Genomic DNA, 15,972 nt, shown 5'->3' on the forward strand with positions numbered 1-15,972 from the left:
CCCCCGCAAAATTGATCGGCGCCACGATGAGGCCAAGCAGCGGTGCCTCCATGGTCATCCCCTTCAAGGCTCGAAATTCCATACCAGCTTGAGCATGGCCCGCGTCTGGTTGGGCAGCAGATCGCGCTGCGCCCCCGTGTAGCCCAGGCGATCAAGCGAAAAGATGACTTCCCGGTCGGGCGCCAGCAGCCAGCGCAAGCGCGCGCTGACGCCCAACTCGTTCGACACGTTGTCCCACTGCAGCAGCAGGCTCTGCGCCAAACGGGTATTGGGGGTGTGATCAAGTCGCAAACTAGCCGTACGGACAGTGAAGCTCCCCGAGGACAGGCGGATCGCATTCCTGGCAAGACCGGCCCGCCAACCCCAGTGCGGGCTGGGTTTCCAGGCCAATTGCAAGACTTGGTCGTCGCGATGTCCGTCGTAATACCCGCCGCTGCGGAACTCCGCATGCGCGGAAACCGGTCGGGACGGGGAGGTCTCGACATACCCGAACAAGTAGTGCCAGCCATAGCTGCCCGGTTGTACGGTGACACCCGGCACCGGGGTGTAGGTGGACGCCAGGCGGTCCCCTTCGAAGAACATCTCGACCATCGCCGTATCACCGGCCGCATTGGTGTACCCAATCTCCGGGTTGAGCAGCCATGAATGTTCGCTGTCGTCCTGCTTGCGACGGAAGTTCCAGTCGACGCCCGGGATAATGTTCTCGCCGCCACGCGTGCGATGCCACCAGCCCAACTCGCCCTGCCCCCGCGTTACGCCCGCTTCGGCCAGATAGCCGAGGGCGGGATTGAAGCGCGCATCGATGTGCTGCACTTCGGCATTGCCGGTGATACCCACGTTGGGATACTTCACGCTGGCGCCCCATGAACGCCCGCTACCCAATCCAGCATTGGTCGATTCCAGCATCCAGGCATGGGTCTCCAGGGTCTTGCCACCCTCACCGACCGGTGGCGCCCAGTTGGTGTCCCGGAACTGGTAGTCCACACCCCACAGGCTGCTGCCCGAGGTGCCTTCGGGATTGCCACGGGTGGCCATCAGGCCGATGCGGCTGCGGCTGCCCAGCGGGCGGGCGACACGCAGCACCGCCACATCGGCGGCGCGCTGATCGGGTTCGCCCGGCGCGGTCGGCCCGCCCGCCACGCGCGCGCCAAAAAGGCCGAAGTCAGTGCCAGCGAGCTGGCCCGAGAACTTCAGGCCGGCATCCAGGCTGCGCCCGCGCCCGGTCGCATCCAGCCCGACCCGGCGCGAGTAGTACGGAATGACCGCACTCTCCACCAGACCGCCGAAGGTGAAGCGTCCCGCGTCCTGCAGGAAGAACTCGCGTTTCTCGGGGCGGAAGAGCTCGAAACGCGTGAGGTTGACGGTGCGTTCGTCAGCCTCGGCCTCGCCGAAGTCGATGTTCAGCGCGGCCGTGGTGCGCAACCCCGAAGGGCTCTCGTGAAACACCTCCAGGCCGGGTTCCAGACGCTGCCGCGCGCGGCCGGTGCCCGAGGCGGCAGCCGACTCGCTGGTGGCGCGCAGCGAGGTCTTCAGGCGCAGCCCCCAGCCGTCGTGGTCGGCAGCAATGGCCGGCATCGGCAGCGCATCGCCCAAGGAATACACCTCCTTGTCGGGCTGGATGCCGGCCAGCCGCACGCGCTCGCTGCCCCGCGGCATCCAGCGCTCCGCATTGATGCGCCAGGTGCGCACTTCATCGCCACCGATGGGTCGCCCGCGCCCGAACACCGACAGCGGGATCGTGATGTCGGCGTGCCAGCCGTCGGCCTCGACGCGCGCCTCGCTGCGCCACAGCGCGTCCCAATCAAAGCGCATCTGCCCGCCATCGAAGATCAGCGCGTCGAACTGGGCCCCGTTGGCGTTGACGGCGAAGAGGTAGCCGTTGCGGCCGTCGCCATCGGGATCGAACACCAGCGTCACCTGATCTTCCGTGAGCATGCCCTCCACGTCCCGACGCATTTGCTGCGCGACGATGGCCGCTGGTTCGGGATCGTAGGCATGCACCTGGATGTGCAAAGCCTTGCCATCGTGGGCCATGCGCAACTCGGTACGGCGACTGGGCGCCGACCCCGCCATCGGTGCCACCTGGACAAAACCGGCGATCGGTGCCGCATCAGCCAGCGATAGCACCGTGTCGCCAGCGGGTACCGTTGCAGGCAGGCGCACGGCAGCGGCCAGGATTGCCGGTGCTGGAGGAACAGAATCCTGCGCGGCCATCGCCGAAGAGGCGGCCAGCACAGCGGCAAGCGCCGCTGCCCGGCAGGTCAGGTCCGACCTCCATCCGCTCAGTGGCGCATGGCTTCGAAGGCCGCTCGGGCTACACGTGCTGCTGAATTGTCTGCCCATGGGGTCACGCAGCCCTGTCCTGTGAGACCGCCTTCATGGGCGCCCCTGTACCGCCGGTAGGCCGATCGACCGCGAGATCCCGCGCGGCCAGTCGCACACGGCCCTGGCGCTTCTTCCACCAAATGACCACGCCGGTGACCGACAACATGGCCACCACCAGCCCCATGGCGCAGATGAACAGCTTCATCGGCAGGCCTGCCACCACGCCGCCCACCGCCGCCATGTGCAGGCTGGTCAGCCAGGTTCGGATCGTGTCGCCACTGGCCACGCCGGTCGGCAGCCATAGGCCCTTGGAATCCCCTGTGTCGGCATCGAAGACCAAGCTGGTGCCACCCCAGCGGTGGCTGACGTCACGGCTGCTGATCACGCTGTAGTGATACACGCCGCTGCGCGGGTCGTGCATCAGCGCATCCTCGCGCACGATCGTGAAGCCCTGCGCCCTGGCCTGCTCGGCCATCCGCTGGCGCCCCAATTCACGCGCCTCGTACCAACCGATAGCGGGATCGATCTTCGGAGCGGGCAACGGTTTCAGTGCGCCGCCGTCAGGCTGGTGTGCGAAAACGGCCTTCATCACCGGGTCGTACACCTCAGTGAGATTGAAAGCCACGCTGCTCCAGGCCAGCACGAAGAGCATCGCCCACACCCACAGGCCGCCGGCGCGGTGCAGGTCGAAATTCAGCTTGTAGCTGCCACCGCCCCAGCGCACCTTCCACGAAGGCCACCAGCGTGCCGCCCAGGGCTTGCCGCCGGGCTTCGCCGCGGAGTTCGGCTTGGGGCCTTTGCGCACCGGCGCCGGAAAGGTCAGGTACGCGCCGACGAAACAATCCAGTGTCCACAGCAGCGCGATGACGCCAAAGGCGTAACTGCCCACCACCCCGAGCGCGAGCTGGTAGTGCAGCCGGTAGATGAAGGGCATCAGATTCTTCAGCCCCTGGGACAGATCACCTCGCTTTCGCTCGCCGAGGATGCGGCCGGTATACGGATCCACGAAGACCTGGTCATTGAGCAGTTCGGGCTCGACGCCCGTGGCCGGATCCGGCAGAGCGAACAAACGCAGCACCTGCGCATGCCCCGGCTCGAAAGTCAGCGGCGCATACGCCACCAGCGCCCGCGGATAAGCCGTCTGCACCCGCTCGCGCAATACCAGCGCATCCACCGGTGCGGCATCGGGCGCTGGTGGCGTCACGCGAAACAACTGCGGGCTGACGGCTGCCTCCAGCTCGTCATTCCAGGCCAGCAGCGCCCCGGTCAGGCCGGCAACCAGCAGAAAGCCGGCCATGACCAGCCCCACCCAGCGGTGCACCAGCACGAGCAAAGGGCGATCGATCCCCCAGCGCCGGCGGGCGACGCCATTCCGCCCAAGCGTCATGACACGGCGGTCAGATTGGCGGACGGCGATTTCAGCGATGTGTGGTCGGTAGGCGTCTCGATCGCGATGACTTGGCCGTTCTCCATGCGAATCAGACGATCGGCCAGATGGAAGTAGCGGTCATCATGCGAGATCACCAACACCGCCTTGCCCTTGGCCTTCAGCTCGGGCAGCAGTTCCCGGTAGAACACTTCCTTGAACACCGGGTCCTGATCGGCGGCCCATTCATCGAACACCAGGAAGGGTCGATCCTCCAGGTAGGCGACCACCAAGGCCAGCCGCTTGCGCTGCCCCTGGGACAAGGCCCGCGTCGTGAAGGCGCCGTCGCACACCTGCACTTTGTGTTGCAGATGGAGCTTCTCCAGCAGCGCGTTGCCCTGCGCATCCAGTTCGGCCGATGCGGCATCGAGCATGTGCTCGAACAGATGGAAATCCGAAAAGATTGCCGAGAAGGTCTGGCGATAGCGGTCGCGGTTGGCATCGCCGACCGGCTCGCCGTTGATCAGGATGGCGCCCTGCTCTGGCCGGTACAGGCCCACCAGCAGCTTGGCCAGCGAGGTCTTGCCGCTGCCGTTGCCCCCCACCAGGTAAGTGATCTGCCCGGGAGAAAAGGCCAGATCGACTGGCCCTAGGGTGAACAGGTCGTCCACGCCTTCGTGGTAGTAGCGATGGCTGATGCCTTGCAGTACCAGCCCTACTAAGCGCGGCGCAGGCCCTGACACCTCATCGCTTTCGGTGTGTTCGAGCTGCTGCGTGATCTCGTCGATGCGGGCGCCGGACACCTTCGCCAGATTGGCGCGAGGCAAGGCCAGCAGCAGGTTTTCCAGGGGCGCGACCATGTACACAAAAACCAGCGCGAAGCCGGTCATGATGCGCCCCCGCTCGGGTACGTCCCCCACCAGCACGAACAGCACCAGCCCGATGAAACCGTAGATCAGGAAGTTGCCCCATGCGGAGGACACAAGAAACACCGACATGCCGAACGCGCGTTCGCGCCGCACGGTCTCGATCGAGCCGCCCAGCACGTCATCGGAAAAGCGCCGGCGCTTGGCGGCATGCAGGCGCAACTCCTTGGCCCCCTCCACCAGCGAGCGAAAGTGATCGAACAAGCGATCCTGCTCCTTGGAGGCCACGTCCAGATGCCGAATCGCCCGCAGGTGCGCAAGGTGATAGCCCAGCGAACCCAGCCCAATGACCAGCACGGCCGCCAGAAACACCTGCCAGGAGAGCCAGGCCATGTAGGTCAGGCATCCCGACACAATGATGGCGTTCACCAGGATCGTCGGGAAACTCACGAAGAATTCGGCCACCTGCGTGCTGTGCTCCGACAAGGCCGATTGCACCTTCGGGCCGCCAATTTCCTCCAGCCGGCGAAAGTCCGCTGCGATCACCCGCGCGGAAATGAAACGCCGCAGATCGGCATGGGCACGCTGGTTCAAACGCTCGAACAGCACCGATGCCACCATTTGGCTCAACATCGCTGCCACCGCGAAGGCCGCAAAACGCCACGCCAGCATCACGCGCTCCGCCGTAGACGTCGCCGTCAAAGCCGCGTTGATCTGTGTGAGGAGCAGCACGCTGCAAACACCGCTGGTCACACTGGCCAGCGCCGCGGCAATCAGCAGCTTGCGCGACTGTTGAATCAGATAGCTAAGCAAACCGGTTCACCTTGAGAAGAAATGGATGGGAGGCGGACACAGCTCGCTTGACCACGGGTTCTGGAGCCACCAACACCAAGACGAGCAACTCGCCCATTTGTTTAGGTGAACATCCGCCCGTCCAGAACGTCATGGGTACATGAGACACCCGCTTCAGGACATTCTCCAACCCACTCCCTGCCATCAGACGAACAGCCGTGCGCCAAGGGAGCGTCGATGATTCCCCTGCTCGCCCCCTTGTTTCAGGGCGAATGGGCGGACTATGGTGAGACGCTGGCCTGCGCCCCCCAATGGCCTACCGGAGCAATTTCCATCGTTCAACTGTCGAACGATGACGTCCTCCTCGGCCACATCCTTCGACGGTATGCGACCCATCTAGGCGTTACAGGCAATGACCTGCGCGCCGCTGCATCGGCGTGGAGTCTGGACTACCTGTGGGCCCTGCTGCCGCCGGTCGCCGCCGCGGCGAGCGTGCTGCAACACAGCTTTCCGATGCACGCGGGCGATGTTGCGGTGAGCCTGAACGATGTCGGCGCCCCCATCCGCTTTCACATCATCCACGAAGGCCACCCCATGCCCGGCAGCCCAACGGGCGCCCGCTACGACGCTCTCCTTGAAAAGCACCTCGAACCGCTCTTCAAGGCCATCAGCAGACAAACTCGCCTTGCGCCGAAGATCCTCTGGGGCAATACCGCGCGCTACCTGGAAGCCATTTTCGACCAGGCGCTTGAACTGACCGGCCATGCCGAGCATGTCGCTACAGACCGAGAAATGTTGCTGCAAAAACCGATACGTCGAAACGGCCACCCCAACCCCCTGTACGGCCGGCAGCGCAACTCGGTCCGAATCGAAGATGGTGTTGCCACCACGATCACCCTGCACCGCCAGTGCTGCCTGTTCTACAGGTTGCCCGGCCAGAGCTATTGCGGCGCTTGCCCGCTGGCGCCGGAGCATCGTCGAGCGACGGGGTAGCCCAGCGATGTCATAGGCGCGGGCTCTCCAAGTCGAGATTGGTCAGACTGCCGTCCAACCCGCTACGATCATCCGCAGCGAGTATGGGCCAGCAATCCCGGCGCTCCAACTCAGGGACTCAGCACAAGACGACTACGCTTGGGATCGCGTGCGATCTCATCCTCCCGGAACGGGAAACGCAGCCAGGCCTTGCGGGCATAGCGGGCGACTGGAGCAGCGCCTTGACCACCCGCCACTGCAGCTTCGTCCTGGCCGTGTGCGAGCAACGTGTGCGCTTCCACCCCGGACGGGCCGAAACGCACCACCTGAAGGTAGCTGTTCGCCAAGGAATCCGGCCCCAACTTGTTGCCGCCATCATCGTTGCAAGCCACGGTGAAATAGCCCGCCGAGTGGCATCCGCCATAGATCGGGAAGCGATACCCCCCGCTCGCCACAAAGCGATGTGCTCCCAACACCCCATCCAGCGACCACCCCTTGGCACCAAACTCCACCACGGTCGCAGCCAGCGCCTTGGCCGCCGTTCCTTCACTCGTCAGCAGCTTGCGAGGTGTATCCAAAGGGGCGTCGCTGGAGAAAGCAACGCCGTAGAGATCGTCGGCCGGAATCTGTTCCAGGCGAGCCCAGAGGGCCTCCCACAGCAAGACACCATGGTCGCCGGGATTTGCCTTGTTCGCCCAGCGACGCAGGACTGTGCAGGCCCGTGCGACGTCGACCTTGCGTGCCGCCGTTCCAACCTTTACCAGCCCGTCCAGCCCCGCTGCCTTCAGCATGTCGGCATCTAGTTCGACGACCGGCTGCACACAAGCCTGGGCAAGCACCTCGCCCTTGAACAACTCGGCGGAGTAGGACCGCGGTGTCAGTACATCCCTCATCACACGGCGACTCAGGGCTTCGGCCGATGTGGCCTGGCCCCGGAGCAGATCAAGCGCCATATGGTGCCCCAATCTACCCCGCAAATCCAACGGCTTGCGTTCGCCGCCGAGTAGCGAAGGGAACCCCTCCAGCGGCTGGCGAACATTGCTGAGCCAGTAGCTGTCGTTCATGTTCGCCACATAGTCTTCGCGCAGCAGCCAGGGCAATGCAGCAACCGGCATGGCGCCTGGCTGCACCGCGGCCAGATCCAACCGCCAATCGCAGGCCGAGCGACTACCATCAAGAACGGGGGTATGAGGATCCACGTTCGCGAAGCCCGCTGCCAGCGGCGTCATGCACGCCTTGCGCAGATCGTCTGGGGCATTGGGCACTGCACCGACATCGCCATACCAAACCCGTCCGTCCCCGCGGCCCTCACCACGACCAATGGCCACGGTATTGACCCAGGGAACAGCCGCCTCGCGGCGCTGGATCGCGATGAAATCGTCCAGAGACTTCGCCTGATTCCAGTAGAAGAAGTTACGGAAGATGCGAAAGTTCTCGGCGTTCACATCCCGAATGACTAAGGCATGGGCCAAACCCCAGCCAAACGCTGCATTGTGGCCGCCGAGGTCTACCACCGGTCCGAAGCGGGTCCGATAGAACGTGCGTGTGATGCGACGCACGCTCCCATCGTCGGCACGCACTTCAACGCCGACTTCGCGCGCCGTCATCGCCTCGGTCTTTCCGTCGACTTGGTAGCGCGTCGGATCGGCGGCATCCAACGTCACATCGAACAAACCAAAACGGCGCGCCTCCGACACAGTGTGACTCCAGGCCACGTGGTCGTTGAAACCGATCATGACCACCGGCACGCCCAGAAACGCAACACCCGCCACGTCGATCTTTCCCGGGATGGTCAAGTGCATCTGGTAGAACCGATCCGGACCACCCCAGTACCAGTGCGGATTACCGAACAACACTGCGCCGTCTCCACCTGTGGCCTCGCGGCCAAAGGCGAGGACGTTGCTGCCAATGCCGGGCTGCGTGCCAATTCGCTGAGCGAGCCGACTGCGCAGCACCGCATCGCCTCCCTCCCCCACTTTGGCATCGGATGTGGACTTCACTGGCTTAGCATTCGCCATCTCGGTGATGAACTTGGCGTAGCCGGCCGCAATCTGGGCCGCAAACATGCGCCGATGAATGTCGTCCGCCGTGATGTCCCGAACCCAGGGCTGCTTCAAGCAAGACCGGCCAGTCGCTCGCACCTGGCCGCTGCGGGCATCCGCCAGATAGCGGTTGTAGCCGGCGGCAAACCCGTCGACGAGCTCATTCAACTCGGGTGGATGCTGCTCCCGGTAGCTGGCCAGCACCTTGTCATCAGCGAAAGCGCGGAAGAAAAAGTCCAGATCGACGTTCTTCGGTCTTCCGAATGTGGAGTCACGTGCCGGTCGGCCATCGGCCCCGAAGAACCAGGCGCGCCGCCCCTCGTAGGTGACGAAGGCCTCGGCCAGGGTGCACAGCGCATCCTGCGCCTGGACATAGCCGACACCAACCCCGAGTTCACGCCAACTGCCCGCCCGAAGATGCGGGATGCCATCCGTGGTGCGCCTGATCTCGACACCTGTCACCACCGGCAGGGCCGATGGCACCGGCGCCTTCGCATGCGAGGCCCCCGCCAACAGCTGCAGCCCACCGCAAAGCATCAACGCCCAGGCGCGCCATCCAGCTGTGCCTCGCCCCTCTCCCAACAACCCGCTCACGAAGAACACGCTTCAAATCCTTCCAGTACATTCAAGACGTTGACACCGATTTCCTCGACCGCGTAGCCACCTTCCAGCACCAAGACCGTGGGCAGCCGGGCGTGGGCGATATCCTCGCCAACCCTGAGGTAGTCTTCACTGCGCAACCGAAATCCGGAGATCGGGTCGGCCTCGAAGGTATCGACCCCCAACGACACCACCAGGGCATCGGCATGGAAATCGCCAATGGCGCGAAGGGCATCCGCCAGCGCCGCGCGCCAAGCAGGGAACACGGTTCCTCGCGGCAACGGGATGTTCAGGTTGAAGCCGCGCCCGGCCTCCAGCCCCACCTCTTCGGCATAGCCCAGGTAGAACGGGTACTCGGTCCGTGGATCGCCGTGAATGCTCGCGAAGAAAACATCGGCGCGCTCGTAGAAGATGCTCTGCGTACCGTTGCCGTGGTGGTAATCGATGTCCAGCACCGCGACCCGCTCCGCTCCACCGTCGCGCAGTGCCTGCGCCGCAAGGGCGGCGTTGTTCAAGAAACAGTAGCCCCCGAAGAAGTCCTGGCCAGCATGGTGGCCGGGCGGGCGCGTCAGCGCGAAGGCCGACCTTGCACCCGAGCGGATGCGTTCGACAGCGGAAAGCGCACACGCCGCACCACCGCGCGCAGCACGCCATGTACCATTGGTGAGCGGCGTACCCACGTCGAATGAGAACAGGCCCATGCGTGCCGCGAAGTTCTCGGGCAACAAATCGCTGCGATGCTGCCGTACCGGCCAAACCGAAGGCAGCGCGTCCCGATCACGATGGGCCGGATTCAGCGCCACCCACTCGTCCCAGGCTCCGCGAAGGAAATCGACGTAGCGCGGCGCGTGAACCCGATGCAACACCGAATCGTCGAAAGACACGGGCTCCTCAATAGCTCCCAGCTGACGACGGCGAAGCTCCTCCAGCACGCGCTCGGCGCGCGCCGCCACCTCGAAGCACGGCACAAACTCGCCGCGAAACATCTCCAGCTTGCCCTGATGATGGACGTGATCGGCGTTGTAGAACGTGATCATGCCGGCTCGTTCGCAACGACATCGGACAGCCCAGCCATGTGCGCCAAACCCTGCTGCAGGGCCGGGAACAGGCTGTTGTTGAAGTTGTTCCAGCGCAGCTCCAGGATGGTGTCCTGCGGATCGATCCGGGTGTTGAGCACGTCGAGGATCACCTCGCCGGAATCGATGCCGTTGTCAACGTAGTGGAACGACGCCCCGGTCATGTCCACCACCGGCACCGGCTTCATCTCCATCGTCTGCCAGTTCACGACCTTCTGGCCTTTCGCCCCATGCAACGCATCAAGAGTTGCATAGGCGCCGCGTCGCTCGTAAGGCGACTCGATCCGGGTGATGCCGGGATGGATGTTGACGATCTTGCGGTCGAACGGCGCCCCCGGACGCACCAACTCGTCAAGGATGACCAGCAGCCCGTCGAGCACCACCAACTCCGCGCCCAGCGTCAACAACTTGTCCAGCAGGCGAGCCTCGAAGGCACTCTTGCCCGCGGCACGCTCGGCCGCATCCAGGGGCAGCCGGCGGTAGGTCGAGGGAATGGCGCACAGCAGATCGTTCACGCGCCGCCCGCCCACCTCAAGCGTCGGTGGATAGAACCACTGCCCACCAGGCTGATACGAGAAGCCGTAATCCTTGACCTGCCCCCTATCCCGAGCCGACCCCTCGTCGTCGTCATAAATGACCGCTTCCAAGGAGTAGGCATCCCCCAGCTTCGTCCCATTCAAGGCCTCGACCAGGTACTCGAGCGGCGACTTCATGTACCGCCGCTCCCCCTTGTATTCGATGGCCTGCCCAGCCTTGTCGGCCGCGGCATTCCTCAACGACCAAACGTAAACAAGCTTCGTCTTTGCCATGTACACCCCATCACCACGAAGTTAGAAGAAATGACCCGCGTACCAGCGCGCGAACGCCCGGCGCGACATGACCAGTGCGGAGCATCCAGCCTGATCACACAGGACGAGGCATCGCGCGGCGAGCCACACAGATCCACACCTACGCATCCAAGACGAACGACCGGCTTGATTGTTTAAGGGTCACCGCACATCGCCCACGAAACCACCCCAAAAAGCGCCGCCCAGGCAGGTCGACTAAACAAACGTCGGGGCACCTCGTCTTGGTATCTGTAACCCGGCCTGACACGTAGCCGGCAACTTGGCGCACCCATGTGGTGCCGATCCAACCTGACATAGGAGTGCGGCATGCTCATTCATGATTTCATCGGCATCGGCTTCGGCCCGTCCAACATCGCGCTTGCCATCGCGCTGGACGAGAAGCGGCTGGCCGGCGCCCAGAACGTCAGCTCGCTGTTCATCGAGCGACAAACGGGCTTCACCTGGCATCCGAACATGGTGCTCGATCACGCGCACATGCAGATCTCCTTCCTCAAGGACCTGGCCACGCTGCGCAACCCGACCAGCCGCTTCACCTTCGTCAACTATCTGCACGAGAAGCAGCGCCTACAGGACTTCATCAACCTCAAGACCTTCTTCCCCAGCCGCCACGAGTTCAGCGACTACTTCGCTTGGGCAGCAGCCCAGTTCGAAGATCGTTGCGTCTATGGCGAAACCGTCTTCGAGGTGTTGCCGGAGAAGCGCGGCGGCGAAGTCACCCTGCTGCGCGTTCGCTCTCGCGACCAGTCCGGCGAGGTACATGAGCGCCTGGCCCGCAACCTCGTCGTGAGCGTTGGCGGCACCGTTCATGTGCCCGAGTGCTTCCGACCTTTCAAGGACGACCCGCGGATCTTTCACTCCCACAACTATCTGGGCAGCATCGCGGCCAACGCTCAAGCTCAAAGGATCGCCGTCATCGGTGCAGGCCAGAGCGCCGCTGAAATCTTCATGGACCTCCATGGCCGACCCAATGCCCCTCAAGTCGACCTCGTCATGCGCGCGCAGGCCATCAAGCCGTCCGACGACAGCCCTTTCGTCAACGAGATTTTCAACGTCGACTTCGTCGACTACATGTACAGCCGCACGCCGGCCGAACGCGCCGAACTGTTGCGCGAGTTCCGCCACGCCAACTACGCCTGCCCGGATCTGGAACTGATTCAGCAGATTTTCAAGGTTTTCTACGAACAGAGGGTCAAGGCAGAGACACGTCACCAGTTCCTGCGCCGGCATGAAGTCAGGGAAGTTCGTACCGCCAACGATGGCATCTACCTGACGCTACACGACCTGAACAACGAACAGGCCAGCACCAGCCGCTATGACGCGGTGGTGCTGGCAACAGGCTACGAGCGCCAGTACCACAAGACTGTGCTCACCTCCCTTGCTCCGTACCTCGGCGACTTCGAGATCGACCGCCACTACCGTCTCAAGACCGCCCCCGACTTCCACCCGGCCATCTTCGTGCAGGGTGCCAGCGAACCGACACACGGCCTGAGTGACACGCTGCTGTCCGTAACCGCGGTGCGCACGGGTGAGATCGGTGCCGCGTTGTTGGCGACGGCACAGTCTCCACAGCAGCGAGTGGCTATTGGCGCCCTGTAATCAGGTCAGCTTCGCTTCCCGTTTCTACCAACCCCATATCCCCAAACACTTACCTTCCGATTAAGCGACCAGTCATGCCAAATCACTTCACCCTGAATGAAAGAGAGGTGCCTTTCGCACAACTCACCCCGATCGCGCGCGCGCTCCAAGCTGGCCTTCTCGGGTTATTTGTCACCGGCATTGCCTGCGCTGCCGAGTCCGCGGAAACTCAAAAGGAACCCCCGGAAGCCACATTGCCGGTAGTGACTGTTAAGGCAAGCGCTGATCAGGAAACGGCGACGGGACCGGTGCAAGGCTATGTAGCGAAGCGTAGTTCCACCGCAACAAAGACTGATACCTCGATCCTTGAAACGCCGCAGTCGATCAGTATCATCACCGCCGACCAAATCAAAGATCAGGGAGCAGGGACGCTCACCGAAGCACTCCGCTATTCCGCCGGGGTCCGGGCGGAAGCATTTGCGCTCAACAATCGGGATGACTCATTCCGGCTACGCGGCGGCAGTGAAGGATCCACTCTACTTAACGGACTTCGCTCGTCCCAATCACATCCGTTCAAACCCTACCTGACAAACGAGCCGTTCGGACTGGAGCGTATTGAGGTGCTGCGCGGGCCTGCCTCCGTAATTGCAGGGCAGAATGGCCCTGGTGGTGTGGTTAACCTGGTGTCCAAACGGCCACAAGCTGACGCCAGTCGCAGCGTGGAATTGCAGGTCGGTAACTACGACCACAAACAAATCGCCGTCGACCTCACGGGGCCCCTCGGTGACGATCAGAACCTGTTGTACCGCTTCATCGCGCTAGGCAAGGACAGCAACTACAGCGTAGACCATGCCAAGAACAACCGCATGTTCGTTGCCCCCTCGCTGACCTGGAAAATCCTGCCGGCAACCCAACTGACGCTGTACAGCGAGTACCAGAAGGACGATTCCGGAACGACCATCAGCTACCTTCCCTATCAGGGAACAATTCAGTCGGCCCCGCATGGAAAAATTTCCCCCTCCTTATTCACCAGCGAGCCAAGCTGGGATCGGAACGGCGGCGAGCGCACCCGGTTTGGATACGAGTTCTCGCACGAGTTCTCACCGGCCTGGAAGTTGCGTCACAACCTGAGACATGACCGCACGGAGGGGGGGTACTTGCAGCTGTATCCAAACTGGTGGGAGGGATTCGTTGACTCCACTGGCGCATCCGATCCGAACGGAACCTATCTGAATCGCACCCTATTCGGCTTCGACAACAAGACAAACGTAACCAACGCTGACCTACTGCTTCAGGGGAACTTAGCCTGGGGCCGAACCCAACACACACTCCTGCTGGGTGTTGACGCGATGCGCGCCAATGTCAGCTACAGAAGGCTCGACGGTAGTGCAACGCCACTGGATGTGTACCACCCGGTATATGGCACATTCCCCGAACCCAGTTTTGATGGGCAACCAACAACCAAAGGGAGCATACGAAACACCGGTATTCTCGTGCAAGACCAAATCAAGATTGACGAGCGCTATGTGGTCGTTGCCGGATTGCGGCATGACCGCGCCAAAACGACGGACGGCGATCAGGTCACTGACAGTAGTGCAACCTCGCGAAATATTGGCTTGGTTTATCTCGCAAATGGCGGGTGGGCTCCCTATACAAGCTATACCGAATCCTTTGACCCACAGGCTGGCTCAGACAAAACCGGAACTGCGTTCAAACCCAGGCGAGGCAAGCAAGTTGAACTCGGGGTTCGTTGGTCTCCAAACAAGCAGGTAACCGCGAGTGCCGCTGCCTACCAGTTAAAGGAGAACAATCGCCTTGCTACCGACCCTGCTGACCCCAACTACTCCATTCAACGGGGCGAAGTGACAGCAAAGGGCGTCGAGTTGGAAATTACTGGGCGCTTTAGAGACTGGGATTTGACCACTAATTACACCTATACCCAAGCCCGGGTCACCCGCACAACGCCCGACGACATCGCGGCTCTCGACAAACAACTTGTGAGCATCCCGAGGCACAGCGCCGCAGCTTGGGCAGTTCATAAGTTTGGCTCTTTCGGGTTGCCAGAACTTAAGGCTGGTTTCGGCATTCGATACGTTGGGAAAACGGGCGATGGGTACGACGATGTGACAGCCCCCTCATACACCTTGATGGATGCCATGGTTGCCTATGAGCCTCATAACTGGCGTATCGCCCTGAATGTCAGCAACTTGACTGACAAGACATATCTCGGCGTTTGCAACTACGGCTATTGCAACTACGGCCCAAGACGGCAGGCAGTGCTGACCGTTGGGTATCGATGGTAGTGACGAGTCCAATTATTCGGCCCTGCGAAACTCATCTTCACTCTGTCGCCGAACTTGGCGTGACGCGCCAGGGTTGCCACACGAAGAGCCGCTCGGCTGGCCCAGTGGCAAGTGCGGCAGTTTGCAGCGTGCTGGCAATGCATGCTGCATACGACGCCACCTGAGAGAAGACCAAAAGTAGGGCCGCCAGCCCCTTGGCGGCAATCGCCCGCAGCAGCCAGCGTATGTTGAACCCTGCTGCGCACAGCACCGCATGCCGCGCGTCACCGCTGCTGCCGCCGAGCCAGCAGCGATCCATGCGGTTGTCGCTCTTGGTGTGACCATTGGCCGGCTCAATCGCCTGTCGCCGCTTGAGCCAGCGGCGCTGCTGCGCATCCAGTGACTTGAACTTGCCACGATGGATGATCTGCACCGGTGCGCAGGCTTCATCTACGCCGCGGAACCCGAGGTCAACAACCGCCGTGGAGGGCCTCACGCCAATGTCTTGCAGCAGCGTGTTGGTCTGCTCCAATTGTTCGGCCAGCGTGTGGCCGTCATACGGGTTACCGGAGAAGGACCTAGCGCCCACCATCTAGCCGTGCCGGTGCGTGACCGCCAGACTGACCTTCACACCGAAGTCGTAAGGCTTCCTGCCCTTGCCCTTGCCGATGCATTCGACCTCGGGTGCGTGCAGCGCGTAGAGCTTGTTCTTGCTGTTGCGCCGCTGGGTGCGAATGCGCTCGGCGCGTTCCAGCCACATCGTCAGCTCCGTGATTGCCAGTGCGGTCAGTTCATGCCCGGTAACTCCCTGCGCAGTCAATTCCAGGCCGTGCCGCGCATTGCGCATGAGTGCGCCCAGGATCGTACGCTGGCGCTTGACCGTGCGGCGCAGGCGCTTGAACTGCTTGGCGTGGGCGTAGCCACCGGCCTTGCGGCGCAGCTCACGGCCCTCCTTGGCAAACGTCTGCTTGAGTGCGATGCCGCAGCACTTGAGCAGTTGCTCGACGCCGGGCTCACCCAGCACGCGGCGAAAGCGGCCGATCTGCGTGGCGTCGCAGGGCAGGCGCGGCTCGTAGTACGCCATGCCACTGAAAAACTGCCAGACCACGTTCTCGCTCCAGCGCTCGCAGAGTTCTTCGTCGCTCAAGTTAAAGGCGTGCTTGAGGTATAGCAGCTCTGACTTTCCCACCGCACCGCTCGCCTCCCGCTGTATAGAGTGGGCGGTGGC

General features: G+C 62.8%; 9 protein-coding genes and 1 pseudogene. 3 read left to right on the forward strand and 7 right to left on the reverse strand.

Features of this window, described 5'->3' with window-relative positions:
- Positions 1-63 precede the first annotated feature (63 nt).
- From BA022_RS09070 to BA022_RS09080, 3 genes are all read right to left on the reverse strand, one after another.
- On the reverse strand, positions 64-2,235 hold the full coding sequence (locus BA022_RS09070) for a carbohydrate binding family 9 domain-containing protein (RefSeq protein WP_228403782.1): 2,172 nt from the start codon (positions 2,233-2,235) through the stop codon (positions 64-66).
- A gap of 112 nt (positions 2,236-2,347) precedes the next feature.
- Positions 2,348-3,712 carry a PepSY-associated TM helix domain-containing protein gene (locus tag BA022_RS09075; protein WP_088887284.1) on the reverse strand — a complete coding sequence of 455 codons (1,365 nt, stop codon included), beginning with the start codon at positions 3,710-3,712 and terminating at the stop codon, positions 2,348-2,350.
- On the reverse strand, positions 3,709-5,370 hold the full coding sequence (locus BA022_RS09080; protein WP_088887285.1) for a cyclic peptide export ABC transporter: 1,662 nt from the start codon (positions 5,368-5,370) through the stop codon (positions 3,709-3,711). The genes BA022_RS09075 and BA022_RS09080 overlap by 4 nt, the downstream gene beginning before the upstream one ends.
- 216 nt (positions 5,371-5,586) lie before the next feature.
- Between BA022_RS09080 and fhuF the strand changes: the two genes are divergently transcribed.
- Positions 5,587-6,342, forward strand: a complete 756-nt coding sequence (fhuF, locus tag BA022_RS09085; protein WP_088887286.1) for a siderophore-iron reductase FhuF — start codon at positions 5,587-5,589, stop codon at positions 6,340-6,342.
- 110 nt (positions 6,343-6,452) lie between these two features.
- On the opposite strand, the gene BA022_RS09090 is transcribed toward fhuF, so the two are convergent.
- The 3 genes from BA022_RS09090 to BA022_RS09100 are packed head-to-tail and all read right to left on the reverse strand — an operon-like array spanning position 6,453 to position 10,848.
- Positions 6,453-8,966 carry a penicillin acylase family protein gene (locus BA022_RS09090; RefSeq protein WP_228403784.1) on the reverse strand — a complete coding sequence of 838 codons (2,514 nt, stop codon included), beginning with the start codon at positions 8,964-8,966 and terminating at the stop codon, positions 6,453-6,455.
- Positions 8,954-10,000, reverse strand: a complete 1,047-nt coding sequence (locus BA022_RS09095) for a histone deacetylase family protein (RefSeq protein ID WP_088887287.1) — start codon at positions 9,998-10,000, stop codon at positions 8,954-8,956. Before BA022_RS09095 ends, BA022_RS09090 begins: the two co-directional genes overlap by 13 nt.
- Positions 9,997-10,848: a formyltransferase family protein gene (locus BA022_RS09100; protein ID WP_088887288.1), complete on the reverse strand. Its 852-nt coding sequence runs from the start codon at positions 10,846-10,848 to the stop codon at positions 9,997-9,999. The genes BA022_RS09095 and BA022_RS09100 overlap by 4 nt, the downstream gene beginning before the upstream one ends.
- 345 nt (positions 10,849-11,193) lie before the next feature.
- Between BA022_RS09100 and BA022_RS09105 the strand changes: the two genes are divergently transcribed.
- The gene (locus BA022_RS09105; RefSeq protein ID WP_088887289.1) at positions 11,194-12,483 is read left to right on the forward strand and encodes a lysine N(6)-hydroxylase/L-ornithine N(5)-oxygenase family protein; all 1,290 of its coding nucleotides are present in this window, start codon (positions 11,194-11,196) and stop codon (positions 12,481-12,483) included.
- Between the two features lie 74 nt (positions 12,484-12,557).
- A complete protein-coding gene (locus BA022_RS09110) occupies positions 12,558-14,765 on the forward strand; it encodes a TonB-dependent siderophore receptor (protein ID WP_088887290.1) in 2,208 nt (735 codons plus the stop codon).
- Positions 14,766-14,802: 37 nt separating this feature from the next.
- On the opposite strand, the pseudogene BA022_RS09115 reads toward BA022_RS09110, so the two are convergent.
- Positions 14,803-15,924 (reverse strand): annotated as a pseudogene (locus tag BA022_RS09115) (transposase); the annotation flags it as partial.
- Between the last annotated feature and the right edge of the window lie 48 nt (positions 15,925-15,972).

Origin of the sequence: Diaphorobacter nitroreducens, from assembly GCF_002214645.1 — a bacterium.
Taxonomy (GTDB): Bacteria; Pseudomonadota; Gammaproteobacteria; order Burkholderiales; family Burkholderiaceae_C; genus Diaphorobacter; species Diaphorobacter nitroreducens.

Coding starts and splice junctions, on each gene's coding strand:
- fhuF (WP_088887286.1), top strand. CDS start 5,587: ATGATTCCCCTGCTCGCCCCCTTGTTTCAGGGCGAATGGGCGGACTAT.
- BA022_RS09100 (WP_088887288.1), bottom strand. CDS start 10,848: ATGGCAAAGACGAAGCTTGTTTACGTTTGGTCGTTGAGGAATGCCGCG.
- BA022_RS09095 (WP_088887287.1), bottom strand. CDS start 10,000: ATGATCACGTTCTACAACGCCGATCACGTCCATCATCAGGGCAAGCTG.
- BA022_RS09105 (WP_088887289.1), top strand. CDS start 11,194: ATGCTCATTCATGATTTCATCGGCATCGGCTTCGGCCCGTCCAACATC.
- BA022_RS09075 (WP_088887284.1), bottom strand. CDS start 3,712: ATGACGCTTGGGCGGAATGGCGTCGCCCGCCGGCGCTGGGGGATCGAT.
- BA022_RS09110 (WP_088887290.1), top strand. CDS start 12,558: ATGCCAAATCACTTCACCCTGAATGAAAGAGAGGTGCCTTTCGCACAA.